Raw genomic sequence first — 16344 nt, 5'->3', positions numbered from 1 at the left:
CTCGGCCCGTGCGGCCGGCCGTCGAGCGGCTGCGCGCGAGCGCGGTGCCGGGGCGTCGTCGAGCGGTTCGGTCGGAAGATCACCCATGTCGGTGCCGGCGCCGGGGGAACCGGCGTCATAGGGATCTGCGTCATACGGGTCCGGGTCATAGGGATCCGCATCGAATCCGCGTGCGCCGAAGGTCGCACCCGACTCGTCGTCGAGGCGTTCGGTGGCCGCCGACGACAACACCTCACCGGAGGTCGCCGGACGGCGGGTCCGGCGCGCACGACGCGCGGGCGGTTCGTCGGCCGAGTCGGGCGGGTAGTTGTCGTAGGGATCCGACGACCACGACGGACGGTCCGCGGCCCGAGACGACCAGCGGTCGTCACGGTCGTCGGGCTCGTCGGCCTCGGCGTCGTCGGCCTCGTCCCACTCCGCCCCGTCCCAGTCGGCATCGGCGTCGTCGTCCCAGGGCAGGTCGTCGTCGGGATGGCCGGCGAACCGGCCGTCGTCGACGTAGCCCAGCCCCAGGTAGCCGCGGGTGGTGTCGAGTACCTCACGCACCGTCCGGCCGCTGAGGATGAGAGCGCCGAAGGCCATGCACAGCAACAGGATCGGCACCGACACCCAGGCGGTCACCCCGCTGGTGAGCGGCGTGCCGACGGCATAGCCGAGGAAGCCGGCGGCCGACGAGCGGCCGGTGAGGTCGGTCGGTGAACCGCACACGAGGTGGATCAGGCCGAGGAACGGCAGCACGATCAGCAGCGCGGCCCCGAGGTAGCGGCCACGCTGCGTAGGATTCGGCGGGCGGCGCATCAGGACGACCGCGGCGACGCCGAGCGCCACCGGTACCAGCACGGCGGGCCAGCCGATGATCGCCCGGATGAAGGCGTCGATGAACGCACCGACCGGCCCGGCGGCACCGAACCACACACCGGCGGCGATCAGGACGGCGATCGCGAGCACGGCGAGTGCGGTGCCGTCCCGCCGATGGGTGTGGCCGTCCTGTCCGGCCGAGCGTGGATCGAGGCCCTCGTCGTCAGCGTCGAGGTCGTCGAACAGATCGTCGTCGGCGCGGACATCGGATCGTCGGCCCCGGCCGCCGGCACTGCGACCGCCTGCGCCGACCCGGGCCATGCCCCCGACGCCGCGGGCGAGTAGCGACCAGCCGGCGCCGACACCCTTGCCGACGCCCCGGCCGACCGCTCCCGCGGCACCGACCGTACGACCGCCGGTACGTCGTGAGATGTCGGCGGATGCCGCAGCACCCGACCGCGGGCGGGTCGATCCGGATCGCTGCGACCGTGCAGAAGACGCGGCGCCGGACTTGCCGCCCCGACCGCTCCCGGCCTTACCACCCGAACCCTTGCCTGCTGCGGTCTTGCCACCTGCGCCCTTGGTACCGGCACCCCGACTCCCGGTGCCCGACCCACCCCCGGATGTGGTCCGCACGCGACCGGCCGAGGCCGAACGGGTCCCGGAACCGGCCGAACGCGCACCCGAGCGGGACGACCCCGCGGTGGAACCACCGCGCGCCGACCCCGCCTTCTTTGCCCCCGTGGCGCGCGATGACGACGTGCGCGTACCCGTGCTCGCTCTCGAAGCCATGCCGACAGCCTAGTCGCCGACCGCCTCGCTAGTCACACAGGCAACACTGGCAACACGGTCATGTGTCGAAGTTGTAACCGTGCATCCCCGTCGACCCGGAATCGGTGGTTCCGGAACCGCCTGATGCCGGCCGGAGACCGATCCACGAGCCGGTTCAGAAACCGTGGACCCCGGCCCGTACCGCGGCGATCGCATCGGCGTCACCGTCGAGGGTCACCACCACCGGGGACCGCCCGGTGGCGAACAGCAGGAGCTCACCGACCCGGCCGGTGACGACGACCTCGGGCCCCGCTCCCCCACCGACCACCTCGACACCGTCGGGGGTGCGCAGCCGGACCCGCGCGGGCACCGAGCGCAGGGTCATCCTGGCCATCGACTTCAGCGGGGTGACCAGAGACTTCTCCAGCGACGACGACAGCACACGCGGCTGCCAGTCGCTGTCGGGGTCGACCCGGCCACGCAGGACGTCCTCGTGGTGGATGAACATCTCGGCCAGATTGGCCCAGCGGTCGACCAGCTTCATCGGCGAGTAGAGCGGCGGACCGTCGGCGATCTGCCCGAGCAGGGCGTCGAAGTCGGTCCCGTCGGTCACCGACCGCTGGACCCGGTCGGTGTATCCGGCGAGCGGTTTGATCATGATCCCCGGTGCCGCGTCGAGGCGACGTTCCCGGACCACCAGATGTGCGGCGAGGTCGCGCGCATCCCATCCCGCACACAACGTCGGGGCGTCGGGCCCGACCTCGCGCAGGGTGGCGACAAGGGCGGCCCGCTCAACTCGTGCTTGACTCACGGGTTCGACCCTAGCCCGAGTCGACGAACCCCGACGGGCCGCCACAGCCCCGACGGGCCGACAGAACTCTGCGGCCCGACAGAACTCTGCGGCCCGACAGAACTCTGCGGCCCGACAGAACTCTGCGGCCCGACAGAACTCTGCGGCCCGACAGAACTCTGCGGCCCGACGGAATTCTGCGGCCCGACGGGGGCGACGTCGTATCCCGACTCAGTCCCCGACGGCCATAACCGTCGGAACGATCATCGGGCGGCGGCGGTAGGTCTCGGCCACCCAGCGTCCGACTCCACGCCGGATCGCCTGCGCGATGCGATGGGTGTCGGTGACACCTTCGGCGGCCAGCGCGTCGAGCGCCTGGTCGACCAGGTCGGCAGCGGCCTTGAGTGCGTCCGGGTCGTCGGAGAAGCCACGCCCGGAGACCTCCGGGGTGCTGACCGTGCGACCGGTGGCCGTGTCGATGGCGACGGTGATCGCGATGAACCCGCCCTCGCCGAGCACCAGACGCTCGGACAGGGTCGACTCACCCACGTCGCCGACCGACAGGCCGTCGACATAGACGTGTCCGACCGGGACGCGTCCGACGATCTGGGCGATGCCGTCGACCAGATCCACCACGACGCCGTCCTCGGCGAGCATGACGCGGTCGGGGTTGACCCCGGTGGCCACGGCGAGCGCGGCGTTGGCCCGCAGGTGACGCCACTCGCCGTGTACCGGCATGGCATTGCTGGGGCGGACGGCGTTGTACAGGTACAGCAACTCACCGGCCGAGGCATGCCCCGACACGTGCACCTTGGCGCTCTGCTGGGTGATGACGGTGGCACCGAGCCGCGACAGCCCGTTGACCACCGCGAACACCGAGTTCTCGTTGCCGGGGATCAGCGACGATGCCAGCACGACGAGGTCGTCGGCACGGATGTTGATCTGCCGGTGCTCGCCCCGGGCCATCCGCGACAACGCCGACAGCGGCTCGCCCTGCGACCCGGTGGAGATCAGCACCACGCGGTGATCCGGCAGGGTCGCGGCGGTGTCCATGTCCACCACCACGCCGTCGGGCACGCTCAGGTAGCCCAGGTCCTGGGCGATCTGCATGTTGCGCACCATCGACCGGCCGACAAAGGTCACGCGCCGGTTGTGGGCGTGGGCGACGTCGATGATCTGCTGGATGCGGTGCACATGACTGGCGAAGGACGCCACGATCACACGCTGCTTGGCCTTGCCGATCACCTGGTCGAGCACACTGCCGATCTGACGCTCCGGGGTGACGAAGCCGGGGACCTCGGCGTTGGTGGAGTCCACCAGGAACAGGTCGACCCCCTCGTCACCGAGGCGGCTGAACCCGGCGAGGTCGGTCAGCCGGCCGTCGAGCGGCAGCTGGTCGAGTTTGATGTCACCGGTGTGCAGCACCACACCGGCCTCGGTGCGGATCGCGACCGCGATCGCATCCGGGATCGAGTGGTTGACCGCGAAGTACTCGCACTCGAACGGGCCGTGATGGGTGGTCTCACCCTCGCGCACCTGCACCAGCTTGGGGCGCTGGCGGTGCTCACGACACTTGGCCTCGACCAGGGCCAGGGTGAACTTGGAGCCGATCACCGGGATGTCGCCGCGCAGGCGCAGCAGGAACGGGATCGCGCCGATGTGGTCCTCGTGACCGTGGGTCAGGATCACCGCCTCGACGTCGTCCATCCGGTCCTCGATGTAGCGGAAGTCCGGGAGGATCAGGTCGACGCCGGGCTGTGCGTCCTCGGGGAACAGCACGCCGCAGTCGACGATCAGCAGCCGGCCGTCGTACTCGAAGACCGTCATGTTGCGGCCGATCTCGCCGATCCCGCCGAGGGCGACCACCCGCAGCGCACCCTTGGGCAGGCGGCGCGGGGTACCGAGCCGGTCGACCGGGGCCGGCGCCGACGGCCGGTTGGTGCTCGGGGCGTTACCCCCGCCACGACGGCCGGAACCGCCGGGACGACGGTCGTCACGCTTCTCGTGCCGGCCACCACCGCCACCGCCGCCGCCACGGCGGCGCGACTGCGATCCCGACCGCTGCGCCGGTGCCGATTCGGCCGGTGCCGCAGCAGCCGGCGCCTCGACGGCAGGTTGCGCCGCCTTCTTCGGTGCCTCGGCAGCCTTCTGCGGCTCGGCGTTCTTCGGGGACTCGGTGCTCTTCGGGGACTCGGCGCTCTTCGCCACAGCCGCCTTCTGGGGCTGCTGCGCGGGCTGCTCTACGACGGGGGCCGGCGGTCCGGCGACTCGCCGGGCGGCACGACGACGGGGGGCGGTCACAGCAGACCCGCCGTCCGGAGATCGGCGATGAGGGCCTCGATCTGCGGACCGTCGGCCGGCACCTGTGGCAATCGTGGGTTGCCCACGTCCATGCCGAGGATGCGCAACGACTCCTTGACCATGGTGACGCCACCGAGGCGTCCCATCGCGTCGACCAGCGGGGCCATCGTCTGGTTGATCTGCCGGGCGGTCTGCAGATCGCCCTTCTCGGCGGCGATCTGCATGTCGCGCATCCGATCTGCGACGAGGTGCCCGATCACGCTGACGAAGCCGGTGGCACCCACCGACAGCCACGGCAGGTTGAGGCCGTCGTCGCCGGAGAGGAACTCCAGGTCGGTGGTCGCGATCAGTCGCGCGGCGGCGTGGAGGTCACCCTTGGCGTCCTTGACGCCCTTGATGTTCGGGTGCTCGGCCAAGGCGCGCAAGGTGTCGTCGGCGATCGGGACGATCGACCGTGGCGGGATGTCGTAGAGCAGCACCGGCAGGACGGTGGAATCGGCGACGGCGCGGAAGTGGGCGAGCAGACCGGCCTGCGGCGGCCGGGAGTAGTAGGGGGTCACCACGAGCAGGCCGTGGGCGCCGACCTTCTCGGAGGCCTGGGAGAAACGGATGCTCTCGGCGGTGTCGTAGCTGCCCGCCCCCTGGGTGATCCGGGCACGGTCGCCGACGGCGTCGAGGACGACGCGCAGCAGGTCGAGCTTCTCCGGGACGGTGGTGGTCGGCGACTCACCGGTGGTGCCGGAGACGACCAGACCGTCACAGCCCTTGGCGACCAGATGGTCGGCGAGCTCGGCAGCCTTGTCCAGATCCAACGAGCCGTCGGGCCGGAAGGGGGTCACCATGGCCACCACGTTCGTCCCGAAAGGGTGCGACTGGGGCTGCAAGTCGGCTGCGTTCATGGTGCTCAAGGCTACCGTGGGCATGTGACGGCGAGGCAACGGGATCGGGTGTCGCCCACGGGGTGACGAGCGGCACTGCACACGGGCGCCGACGACGGGCCGGGGCCGGCTCGGTGACGACTCGGCCGTCGGGCCCGATTCAGCCCTCCAGCACGAACGGCGAGGTGGCCACCTCGGTCCCGTCGGCCAGGGTGCCGATCTCGAAATCGCCGAACACCGTCGGCGCCACGTCCATCAGCTGACGCAGACATTCGACGGCGAGCTGGCGGATCTCGACGTCGGCATGCTCGGTGGCGCGCATGCCGACGAAGTGCCGCCATGCCCGGTAGTTGCCGGTCACCACGATCTTGGTCTCGGTGGCGTTCGGCAGTACCGACCGCGCCGCCTGCCGGGCCTGCTTGCGTCGCAGGATGGCATTCGGGACGTCGGCGAACTTCGCCTCGAGTGCGGCCAGCAGATCGGAGTAGGCGGCGCGACTGGCGTCGGTGGCCTCGGTGAACAGTTTCTCCAGTTCGGCGTCCCCGCGGATTGCCGGGGGCGGGACGACGTTGGAGTCGTGCTCGGGCACGAATCGCTGCGACAGCTGCGAGTACGAGAAGTGCCGGTGACGGATCAGCTCGTGCGTGCACGACCGCGAGATGCCGGTGATGTAGAAGGTCACCGTGGCGTGCTCGAGCAGCGAGAGGTGCCCGACCTCGAGGATGTGGCGCAGGTACCCGGCGTTGGTCGCGGTGCGCGGATTGGGTTTGTCCCAACTCTGGTAGCAGGCCCGGCCGGCGAACTCGACGAGCGCCTCACCACCGTCGGCGTCGGTCTCCCAGTCCACATCCGGCGGGGTGGTGAACCGGGTGGCCGCGACCATCTGCACTCGCAACGGCACCATCTCGGACACGTTGCCTCCTGTTCCCCGGACCTCTCCGGCAGTCCTGCCGCACCTCGTACGGCACGGATACGCCGCGCGTACCTGCACGTCGCGCATCTTCACGTCACACGGTTCGACAGGGTGACCCGCCGATCGCAGTCATCGATTCTCCCACCGTCGTACCCCGCGGCCGCGCCCACCCCGCATCTGTCGTGCACCGACGGCCCGGGCCCGGCTCCCCGTCGAACTTGATCAGACGATCAGGACGATCGGAGGTGAATTCTGGTCGACGATCACGTGAATCGGGCGACGCCACCTGCACATTGCCCGGACACCTGCCGGGCGAAGTGCCCGAGATGCCGCACAATGATCCCCCGTGACCACGCGCCGAAATCTGCTCCGGACCTCAGCCGCCCTGTCCGTCGCCGCACCCGTCCTCGCCCACGCCGCCCGCGCCACCGCCGCCCCGACCCCCGGCGGTACCGGTGACCGCCGGGTGTTCGCCCACGGCGTCGCCTCCGGCGATCCCCTGCCGGACCGGGTGATCCTGTGGACCCGGATCACCGCCACGCCCGCCGCGACCCCCGGCTCGGGTCACGGACCGTCGTCGGCGGTCACCTGGGAGATCGCCCGCGACGAGTCCTTCGGCACCGTCGTCGCCTCCGGATCGGCCCAGGCCGTCGCCGATGCCGACTTCACGGTGAAGGTGGATGCGGGCGGCCTGTCCCCCGACACCCGCTACGCCTACCGATTCCGCGTGACCTCGGGGCCGGCGAGCGGTGCGGTGTCGCCGATCGGCCACACCCGCACGGCACCGGCCACCGACGCCGACGTGTCACGCGTGCGGTTCGGCGTGGTCTCGTGTGCCAACTGGGAGGCCGGATACTTCGGCGCGTACCGGCATCTGCGCAACCACCCGGATCTCACCGCGATCGTGCACCTGGGCGACTACCTGTACGAGTACGGGACCGGCGAGTACACCGGCAAGACCGGCGTGGTGCGCACCCACGCCCCGCGGCACGAGATCGTCAGCCTTGCCGACTACCGGATCCGCCACGCGCAGTACAAGACCGACCCTGATCTGGCCGAGCTGCATCGCCGGCTGCCGTGGATCTGCACCTGGGACGACCACGAATCGGCCAACGACTCGTGGCGCGGCGGCGCGGAGAACCACCAGGCGTCCGAGGGTGACTGGGCCGCCCGCAAGGCCGCCTCCGAACGCGCCTACTACGAGTGGATGCCGGTGCGCCCGGCCGCCGATGCCGGTGGCCGTCATCTGTACCGCCGCCTGCGGTTCGGCACCCTGCTCGAACTGTCGATGCTCGACCTGCGCACCTATCGCGACGAGCAGGTCTCCATGACCTCGCGGGACATCGACGCCCCGAACCGGTCGATCACCGGTGCCGCCCAGATGAACTGGCTGACCAACGGTCTGACCAGCTCCGCCACCCGCTGGAAGATCGTCGGCAATCCGGTGATGATCACCCCGGTGGTGATCCCGCCGCTGGACCAGAAGAACACCGCCGCAATCACCGAGATGCTCGGCCTACCCGAGGGCGGCCTCCCCTACAACCCGGATCAGTGGGACGGCTACACCGCCGATCGCCGGCGTCTGCTCGACACGATCCGCTCGCGGCACGTCGACAACGTCGTGTTCATCACCGGCGACATCCATTCGTCGTGGGCGTGCGACATCCCGGTGGACGCCGCGGCGTATCCGGGCGGCGGGACGGTCGCCACCGAGCTCGTGGCCACCTCCGTCACATCGAGCAACATCGACGACATCGTGAAGGTGCCCGAGCACACCGCGGGTTCGGTGGTGTCGTCGGCGCTGACCGCGGTCAACCGGCACGTGCGGTGGAACGACTTCGACGCCCACGGCTACTCGGTGTTCACCGTGACACCGGCTGCGGCACAGATGGATTGGTACTTCCTCAACGACAAGACCGACCCGAAGTCCGGGCAGTACCTCGCCAAGTCCTACCGGGTGGGCAACGGTACCCAGCGAGTCAGCCCGGCGGCCGGGCCGATCGAGCGATAGCGACCGACCACTCGCCCCGCACGCCGATCTCGACCACAATGGACCGATGACGTCCCGGAGCCAGGTGCCATGACCGCCGACGGATCGACCCACCGCCCCGATCATCCGGATCCGTCCCCGGGGTCGAGTTCGCTGGACTTCAGCACCGTCGTGCAGCAACGACGCTGGGTGGCCGACGGGGAGGTGACCGCACGTGAGCTCGTCGAGCACTCGCTGAACCGGATCGCGCGCTGCGACCGCCACCTCAACGCGTTCGCCCACGTGCTCGCCGACGAGGCGCGCGCGACCGCAGACCGCCTCGACGCCGACTGCCAGGCCCGGCGTCCGCTCGGCCCGCTCCACGGGGTGCCGATCGCGATCAAGGACGAGAACGACGTCGCCGGACTGCCCACGGCCTACGGCGGCGGCTCGGTTCAGACTCCGGCACAGGCGGATTCGGAGCTGGTCCGGCGGCTACGCGAGGCCGGGGCGATCATCATCGGCAAGACCCGGATGCCCGAGTTCGGGATCTGGCCGTTCACCGAGTCGGCCGCGAACGGCTGGACCCGCAATCCGTGGGATCCCGGGCGCTCGCCGGCCGGATCGAGTGGCGGCACCGCGGCCGCGGTCGCCTCCGGGATGGTGGCCGCGGGCATCGGCGGCGACGGTGGCGGGTCGATCCGTCTGCCCTCGAGCTGGTGCGGGCTGTTCGGACTCAAACCGCAACGCGGTCGGGTGCCCACCGCACCGAACCCGGACCTGTGGCGGGCGCTGGGCACGCTCGGACCGTTGACCCGTACCGTCGCCGACAGCGCCCTGATCTACGACGTGATCTCCGGGGCCGCCGAGACCGACCGGTTCCGCGCCGACCCGCTGGAGTCGACGTTCGCCGAGGCCGCGGCACTGCCGCCACGGCGGTTGCGCATCCTGCTGTCGACGCGAAATCCGATGGGCGGCAGCGTCGCCGACGATGCGACGACCGTCGCCCTGCGCGGGCTCGCCGATCGGCTGCGCACCGCCGGTCACACCGTGATCGACGACGACGGGTCGGTGAACACGGTGCGGTATCCGAAGCTCGCGGTGCCCTTCCAGATCCAGGTGGCGACCGGTGTGGCCGAGGAGGCGGCGCGGGTGGAGTACCCGGAGCTGCTGGAGGCCCGTACCCGGCGGATGGCATCGGCCGGGCGCCTGGCCCGTCATGTGGTGGGCCGGGCCGAGCGCAGCGCCGACAAGACCGCGAAACGCTTTCTCGCCGAACTGTTCTCCCGGTGTGACGTGCTGCTCACCCCGACCACGCCGACCACCGCGATGCCGGTCGGTCAGCTCGACCGCCACGGCACCGTCGGCCTGACCCGTCTCGCCTCGGATGTGGCGTCCTACACCGCGGCGTGGAATGTCCTGGGCAATCCCGCCGCAGCGGTCCCGATCGGATTCGACGCCGCCGGACTTCCGCAGAGCGCACAGCTCGTCGGGCCGACCGGCGGTGAGCCCCTGCTGATCTCGCTGGCGGCCGAGATCGAGGGTCTGCACCCTGATCCGGATCGCCGACCGCAGATCCGCTAGCCGGCTCCCCCGCCCGGTGTCGGATGCGGAAGGCCGCGTGGGCCTTCCGCATCCCACCCGACATCGGTGTGTCGATACCTGTGCGGCGGTGCGATTCTCGCGCTGCGGGAGCCGGGGAGCGTCAGCGTCCGAGGAGTTCGACGAGCCGGGCGTGGGTGTCCTCCCAGCCGTCCACGGCGACCGAGGTGATGCCGAGGTCGAGGACGGGACGGTCGTTGCCGCCCTCGTCGAGGCGGTCGCCGTAGAACAGGATGTCGTCGCGGCCCAGGCCAAGGATCTCCATGAGTTTCTGTGCGCCGTAGGCCTTGTCGATGCCCTTCCGGGTGACGTCGACCGACGTCGAGCCACCGCTGCGGACCTCGAGGTCGGGCAGCCGTTCGGCGGCGTAGGCGCGCAGCGCGGCCTTCTTGGCACCATCGGGATCCCAGGCCTTCTTGGCGTCGACCGGTGCCGACTGTCCGAGGGCGCTGAAGGTGATCTGCGAGCCGCGGTCCTCCAGGATCGGGCCCCAGGTCTCGGTCTCCCACACGCCGAGTTCCTTGGCGCCGGTCTCGAGTGCCGCGAGGGTGCGCTGCTTCTCGTCGTCGGTGAGGTCCTCGGCGTAGACGGTCTCCCACTCGGTGCCGTTGCGGCGCACGTACTGGGTGCCGCAGGTGGGCATCAGGTGCAGGTTGTCGAGTTCGGCGATGTCACCGATGCGGTCGAGCACCTGCATCCGGAACTGCTCGTAGCGGCCGCCGGAGATGATGCACACCAACGCCTCGCCGAGCAGGGTGCGCAGCACGGTGACCATCTGGTCGTCGAGGGGACTCTTGGATGGCGCCAGGGTGTCGTCGAGATCGAACATCACCAGTCGATACTCACGATCGCCGTAGGTCACCGTCATGCTGTCTCCTGTGTCGTCCGGGTGCGGTGTGTCCGCGGTGACAAGCATGTCAAAACCGGTCGCCGTCGGCGACACCGGCGCAGAGCTCACCTGGCGATTCGCCGCAGATGTGATGTGAGTGACCCTCGCGTTCCGATCTCGACGGCCGAGAGCCCCAGCCATTCGGCGAGCGCGGCGAGGTCGGCGGCCAGTCGGTGCGCCACCACATCGGGATCGTGGCCGTCCTCGACGAAGGCCCCGGGTACCTGTAGGACGCCCCGGGCGCGGTCGGCCTTGAGGTCGACGCGGGCCACGAGATCGTCGCCGAGCAGGTACGGGTGGACGTAGTACCCCTGCACCCGTTTCGGTGCCGGCACATAGATCTCGATCCGGTAGTGGAAGCCGAAGACCCGCTCGGTGCGGGGCCGGTAGAACACGAGCGGGTCGAACGGTGAGAGGATCGCGCTGCGCGGCTCACCCGCGCTGCGCACCCGACTCGGCACCGCGGCCTCCGCGTGCAGATATGCCTCGTCGCGCCAGTTCTCCACACGCACCGGCAGGATTGCGCCCGCGTCGACGAGATCGGCTACCGCCGAACGGATCTCGGCGGGTTTGAGCCGGTAGTAGTCGGCCAGATCGGCGACGGTGGCGATGCCGTGGGCCGACGCCGCACGCACGACGAGTTCACCGATGGCCTCGGACCTCTCGACCACGCGGGTCGCGATGTCGGCGCCGACGATCCGTTCGGTGAGGTCGTAGTGGCGGCCGAAGGACTCGTCGCGGGTGGCGGCGACATCTCCGGCGGCGAACATGGCCTCGCAGAGATGTTTGACCTCACCGCGATCCCACCAGCCGCCGGAGCGTCGCGGCGACCGTTCGATGCCCAGCGAGTCCTCGATCCGACGCGGCGTGGACGCACCCACCTCGTCGATCACCGCCCGCACGTCGGCGGCCAGGGCCCGGTGGCGACGCATCAGATCGCGGGTGTGGCGGTACCGTCCGTCGCGGTAGTCGGCCATTCGGAACGCGAACAACGGCCAATCCTCGACCGGGATCAGCGCGGCCTCGTGGGCCCAGTACTCGGTGAGCCGGCGTGCGCCGCGTCCCGGTCGCCAGGCCGCGCGGTCGAGCAGGGCGCGGTCGTAGGCTCCCAGGCGGCTGAACAGCGGGAGGTAGTGCGCGCGGACGGCCACGTTGACCGAATCCATCTGCACCAGCCGGGTGCGCCCGACGACCCGGTCGAGATGTCGCAGGGTGACCGCACCGGCCGAGCGACGATCGGCGAAACCCTGTGCCACGAGGGCGATTCGGCGCGCCTGTGCGGCCGAGATGTCGGTGGGGGTCATTCCCGGGATCAGTGCGCGGTGTGCCGGATGTAGTCGACGAAGCGGTAGTGGGTCCCGCTGCTCGACCGCAGCCACTGTCCCTCACCGGCCCGCTCCCACCGCAACTCGTCGACGACGGGGGCGAAGGCGTCGGCCTCCTCGACCAGCACGTCGATCTCGGTGACCCGCAGATGTGTCGCGAGATCGATGGCGGCCGAATAGATCTCGCTGCCCCCGATCACCACTGCGTCGGCTCCGGCGAGCGCCAGCGCATCGGGCACGCTGTGGGTGACCTCGGCGCCGTCGAGCCGAAGATCGATCGTGCGGGTCACCACGATGTTGCGGCGGCCGGGCAGCGGGCGGAAGCGTTCCGGCAGGGAATCCCAGGTGCGCCGCCCCATGACCACCGCCTTCGAGCCGGTGACCTCACGGAAGCGGGCCATGTCCTCGGGAACACGCCACGGGATGGTGTTCCGCCGGCCGATGGCCCCGACCCGGTCCTGTGCCCACACCAGCGTGATCCCGCCCATCACGCGGCCTCCCCTCGAACCCCGACGACGATGTGACCTGCGCTCATGAGCCCCAGGCTACCGCCGCCCGGCGGGGTCGGGAACCGCCGGTAGTGCGAACCCGAACTCCGAACCCACCGCCAGGCGCTTCGCCCAGATCTCGCCGTCCTGGCGGGTGATGATCCGGCAGCTCAGTGCGAGGCCGATCCCGCTGCCGTTGTCCTTGGAGGTGAACGGATCGGTGAACGGGTCACCGGTGAATCCCCGTCCGCGGTCCTCCACCGCGAAGATGCCGAGCCCGCCCTCCGATCGGGTCCGCAGCCCGATCGTGCGGACCGGTTCCGGGCTCGCCGCCATCTCGTCGACGGCGTTGAAGCACAGGTTCAGAATCACCTGGCCGGTCAGCACCCGCTCGCACCGAACCGGAACCGGCTCTGCGGCACGGTCGAATTCGACTGTCACCGAAGAGTCCTCGGCACGCAGCCCGATGAAGCAGAGACATTCCTCGACGATGACGTTGAGGTCGATCTCCTCCTGCGCGTGATCGACGTGCCCGACGAACCTGCGCATGCTGGTGATGATGCTCGCCGCGCGGTCGATCTGACGGTCGGCGCCGTCGAGCCCGTACAGCGCGGTGTCGGCCCGGTCGGTCTCCGAGATCGATGGCGGGGAGATCGCGGACGGAGACTCCGGCGGCGGCGACATCGCGGACCGGGTGACGGCGAGGAAATTGCGTGCGGCGGTGAGTGGTTGGCCGAGCTCGTGGGCGACGGCCATCGCGAGATCACCCATCACGTTGTAGCGGGCGAGGTAGTTCTGGTGCTCGGCGTCCCGCGACCGTTGCTGTTCGCGACGGACCCGATCGGAGATGTCGTACACCGACAGCAGCAGTTCGTGGTCGGGGCGTTGCGGGACGCGTTCGAGGGTTCCGCCGAGGAACTCCGGGGTGCGGGGCGAGGGCGTCTTCAGTGCCAGTTGCACCGTCGCGATGGGGTCCATCGCCTCCAGCACCGACGACCACCCGTCGGCGTCGCCCGCGGTGACCGCGGCGTGGTCGGTGATCGGGCGACCGACGAGCTCACCCCGGGTGAGGTCGAACTGTTCGAGGACACGGGCGGTGGCGTGCAGGACCACCCCGTCGGCGGTGAGCACCAGCAATCCGGCCGCGGTGTGCCGGCTCAGCGCCTCGACATAGGTCGCCGTGAGCGTCAGTTCGTCCTCGACCGTTCGCCTGGTCGGCATGTCGAAATGTATGAGCAGTCGCGGCTCGCCGTCGACGTCGAGGTCCACACAGCGGGCCCGGACCGACCGGTCGACCCCGTGCGCTTTCGCCTGGATCGTGGCCGGCGTGTCGGAGCCCCCGGTGGACTCCGGGAGGAAGTGCCGGCGCCAGTCGGGGTCCCATTCGGCTGTGACCTCGGCCGCCCCGCGATTCATCCAGACCGGTTCGGATGCCTCCGGATCCCACAGGAGCGCGGCGCCGTGAAGTTGATCGAGGATTCCCGCGATCCCGTCGAGATGAAGATTTGAGTCGCTGACCACCACTCGTCAAGGCTAGACCACGCGGCGGTGAACCCTCGGACCTCTCAGACGGCGACCGGCGCCTTGATCCCCGGATGCGACTGATATCGCACCACGGCGATGTCGTCGTACTCGTAGTCGAAGATCGAATCACGCTGACGCAGTTCGAGTTTCGGATACGGGAACGGTTCACGTGACAGTTGGCGGGTGACCTGCTCGACGTGGTTGTCGTAGATGTGGCAGTCGCCGCCGGTCCACACGAAGTCACCCACCTCGAGCCCGGCCTGCTGGGCCATCATGTGGGTCAGCAACGCATATGAGGCGATGTTGAACGGCACCCCGAGGAACAGATCGGCGCTGCGCTGGTAGAGCTGGCACGACAGCTTGCCGTCGGCGACGTAGAACTGGAAGAACGCGTGGCACGGGGGCAGCGCCATCTGCGGGATCTCGCCCACGTTCCACGCCGACACGATGTTGCGCCGCGAATCCGGATTGGACTTGAGCATCTCGAGTGCGGCCGAGATCTGGTCGATGTGCTCACCCGACGGGGTCGGCCAGTTGCGCCACTGCACGCCATAGATCGGCCCCAGCTCGCCGTCGGCGTCGGCCCACTCGTCCCAGATCGTGACGCCCTGCTCCTGCAGCCACTTGACGTTGGAGTCACCGCGCAGGAACCACAGCAGCTCGTAGACGATCGACTTGAGGTGGACCTTCTTGGTGGTGATCAGCGGAAATCCCGCCGAGAGGTCGTACCGCAGCTGTGCACCGAAGATGCTGCGGGTCCCGGTTCCGGTGCGATCGGCCTTGGGGGTGCCGGTGTCCATGACGAGGCGGAGCAGGTCTTCGTACGGAGTCGGGACCACCTCCGCCGATGCCTGGTCTCGGATCGCGTCGCTCACGACGGCCAGTCTAGGACGTGCCGGGGTTGCCCGGGCTCGGCGGCCCTCACGTGGGCCGTACCGTGGTCCCGTCACCGAAGCGGACATCGAGCACCGTGGTCGGCATCCGCGGCGGCTCCCCCGGCGGGTGGATACCCCGGGCTGCGAGGACCGGATGAACGGCGGGGTGCACGACCGCGTCGACCGCCTTGTCGCATGCCTCCTGCGACTCCCACACATCCAGGTAGCCGATCGATTTGTCGGGGTGCTCGATCGTGAGATGGACGATGAGGCCCGGCATCGGCGTGGTACCGATCCGCGCATCGATCTCGTCGTAGATCTCGGCCGTGATCGGCACGTTCTGAGTCCATGCATAGAACGCCATGGCGATCATCCCCTTTTTCATCCGAGGTAATGTCGGATCAATATGGATAGACCAAGGGTAGGCCCGGCGGCCGACGCAGTCAACGCCCAGGCCGAGCATCGTGCGACGCGGCGCTACGACTCGACCAGGCGCCGTGCGGCCGCCGAACAGACCCGCATGCGTATCCTCACCGCGGCTCGAGAGTTGTTCATCACCAACGGTTATGCGGCGACCACGATCGCGGCGATCGCCCGCGACGCCGAGGTGTCACCCGATACCGTCTATGCGACGGTGGGCCGTAAGCCGGTGGTGTTCCGCGAGCTCATCGAGATCGCGTTGTCGGGGACGGCGCATGCGGTGCCGGGCGCCCGGCGCGACTACGCCGTCCGGATGCGCGCCGAACCCGATATCGGCGCCAAACTTCGGATCTACGCCGACGCCGTCACGGCACTGCAATCGCGGCTGTCACCGCTGTTCGTGGTCTTGAGAGCTGCCGCCGACGCAGACCCCGATCTCGCCGACCTGTGGACCGAGATCACCCGTCGACGCGCCGACAACATGCGCCATCTCGCCGCCGACCTCGCCGGATCGGGCCGGTTGCGCGCCGACCTGACGATCGACGAGGTCGCCGACATCATCTGGACGATGAACGGCTCGGAGTACTTCACACTGCTGGTCGTCGAACGAGGTTGGACGCGCGAACGTTTTGCCGACTGGCTCCACGACGCGTGGTGTCGACTGCTGGTGGTGACGCCGCCCACCGGCTGAGCGCCCATCGACTCCCCCTCACCATGAATGGCCGAGCCTCCGAGGCGAGGATCCGTCGTGTCGGCAACCACCCTCGATGGTCGAGCCGGGACCGAGCCGCCAGGCGAGGA

General features: G+C 69.7%; 14 protein-coding genes. 3 read left to right on the top strand and 11 right to left on the bottom strand.

Translation table 11 applies throughout. The annotated features are described in order from the left end of the window. The 5 genes from GD1_RS06420 to thyX all read right to left on the bottom strand — a co-directional run. The coding region (locus GD1_RS06420) for a DNA translocase FtsK 4TM domain-containing protein (RefSeq protein ID WP_174519021.1) at window positions 1-1590 on the bottom strand (1590 nt) is incomplete at its 3' end. Window positions 1591-1744: 154 nt separating this feature from the next. Continuing rightward, a complete protein-coding gene (locus GD1_RS06410) occupies window positions 1745-2380 on the bottom strand; it encodes a TIGR03085 family metal-binding protein (RefSeq protein WP_020791074.1) in 636 nt (211 codons plus the stop codon). Window positions 2381-2590: 210 nt separating this feature from the next. Continuing rightward, window positions 2591-4567: a ribonuclease J gene (locus GD1_RS06405; RefSeq protein WP_373855251.1), complete on the bottom strand. Its 1977-nt coding sequence runs from the start codon at window positions 4565-4567 to the stop codon at window positions 2591-2593. 89 nt (window positions 4568-4656) lie between these two features. After that, the gene (dapA, locus tag GD1_RS06400) at window positions 4657-5559 is read right to left on the bottom strand and encodes a 4-hydroxy-tetrahydrodipicolinate synthase (RefSeq protein ID WP_059036404.1); all 903 of its coding nucleotides are present in this window, start codon (window positions 5557-5559) and stop codon (window positions 4657-4659) included. Window positions 5560-5698: 139 nt separating this feature from the next. Continuing rightward, window positions 5699-6451: an FAD-dependent thymidylate synthase gene (gene thyX, locus GD1_RS06395; RefSeq protein WP_053776416.1), complete on the bottom strand. Its 753-nt coding sequence runs from the start codon at window positions 6449-6451 to the stop codon at window positions 5699-5701. Between the two features lie 346 nt (window positions 6452-6797). On the opposite strand from thyX, the gene GD1_RS06390 reads away from it, so the two are divergent. Together GD1_RS06390 and GD1_RS06385 are read left to right on the top strand one after the other, a co-directional pair. Continuing rightward, the gene (locus GD1_RS06390) at window positions 6798-8462 is read left to right on the top strand and encodes an alkaline phosphatase D family protein (RefSeq protein ID WP_059036403.1); all 1665 of its coding nucleotides are present in this window, start codon (window positions 6798-6800) and stop codon (window positions 8460-8462) included. A gap of 69 nt (window positions 8463-8531) precedes the next feature. Then, a complete protein-coding gene (locus GD1_RS06385) occupies window positions 8532-10004 on the top strand; it encodes an amidase (RefSeq protein ID WP_059036402.1) in 1473 nt (490 codons plus the stop codon). Window positions 10005-10125: 121 nt separating this feature from the next. Here the strand turns inward: GD1_RS06385 and GD1_RS06380 are convergent, their stop codons facing one another. The 6 genes from GD1_RS06380 to GD1_RS06355 all read right to left on the bottom strand — a co-directional run bounded on the left by GD1_RS06380 (window position 10126) and on the right by GD1_RS06355 (window position 15586). Further along, a complete protein-coding gene (locus GD1_RS06380) occupies window positions 10126-10890 on the bottom strand; it encodes an HAD-IIB family hydrolase (protein ID WP_020790942.1) in 765 nt (254 codons plus the stop codon). Window positions 10891-10976: 86 nt separating this feature from the next. Beyond that, the gene (locus GD1_RS06375) at window positions 10977-12215 is read right to left on the bottom strand and encodes a winged helix-turn-helix domain-containing protein (RefSeq protein ID WP_059036401.1); all 1239 of its coding nucleotides are present in this window, start codon (window positions 12213-12215) and stop codon (window positions 10977-10979) included. An 8-nt stretch (window positions 12216-12223) separates the two neighbouring features. Continuing rightward, window positions 12224-12724, bottom strand: a complete 501-nt coding sequence (locus GD1_RS06370) for a dihydrofolate reductase (protein ID WP_053776413.1) — start codon at window positions 12722-12724, stop codon at window positions 12224-12226. A gap of 57 nt (window positions 12725-12781) precedes the next feature. Further along, the gene (locus GD1_RS06365; RefSeq protein WP_157079385.1) at window positions 12782-14245 is read right to left on the bottom strand and encodes a sensor histidine kinase; all 1464 of its coding nucleotides are present in this window, start codon (window positions 14243-14245) and stop codon (window positions 12782-12784) included. Between the two features lie 44 nt (window positions 14246-14289). Beyond that, window positions 14290-15123 (bottom strand): thymidylate synthase, encoded by an 834-nt coding sequence (locus GD1_RS06360; protein WP_020791595.1) that lies wholly within the window; start codon window positions 15121-15123, stop codon window positions 14290-14292. Between the two features lie 46 nt (window positions 15124-15169). After that, the gene (locus GD1_RS06355) at window positions 15170-15586 is read right to left on the bottom strand and encodes a hypothetical protein (protein WP_238403867.1); all 417 of its coding nucleotides are present in this window, start codon (window positions 15584-15586) and stop codon (window positions 15170-15172) included. Window positions 15587-15643: 57 nt separating this feature from the next. Between GD1_RS06355 and GD1_RS06350 the strand changes: the two genes are divergently transcribed. Then, window positions 15644-16234: a TetR family transcriptional regulator gene (locus GD1_RS06350; protein ID WP_238403869.1), complete on the top strand. Its 591-nt coding sequence runs from the start codon at window positions 15644-15646 to the stop codon at window positions 16232-16234. Window positions 16235-16344 lie beyond the last annotated feature (110 nt).

The organism is Gordonia desulfuricans NBRC 100010 (assembly GCF_001485495.1).
In the GTDB taxonomy this organism is placed as follows: Bacteria; Actinomycetota; Actinomycetes; order Mycobacteriales; family Mycobacteriaceae; genus Gordonia; species Gordonia desulfuricans.
The sequence above is the reverse complement of the archived record's forward strand: the minus strand, read 5'-3'. Positions and strand labels throughout refer to the sequence as shown.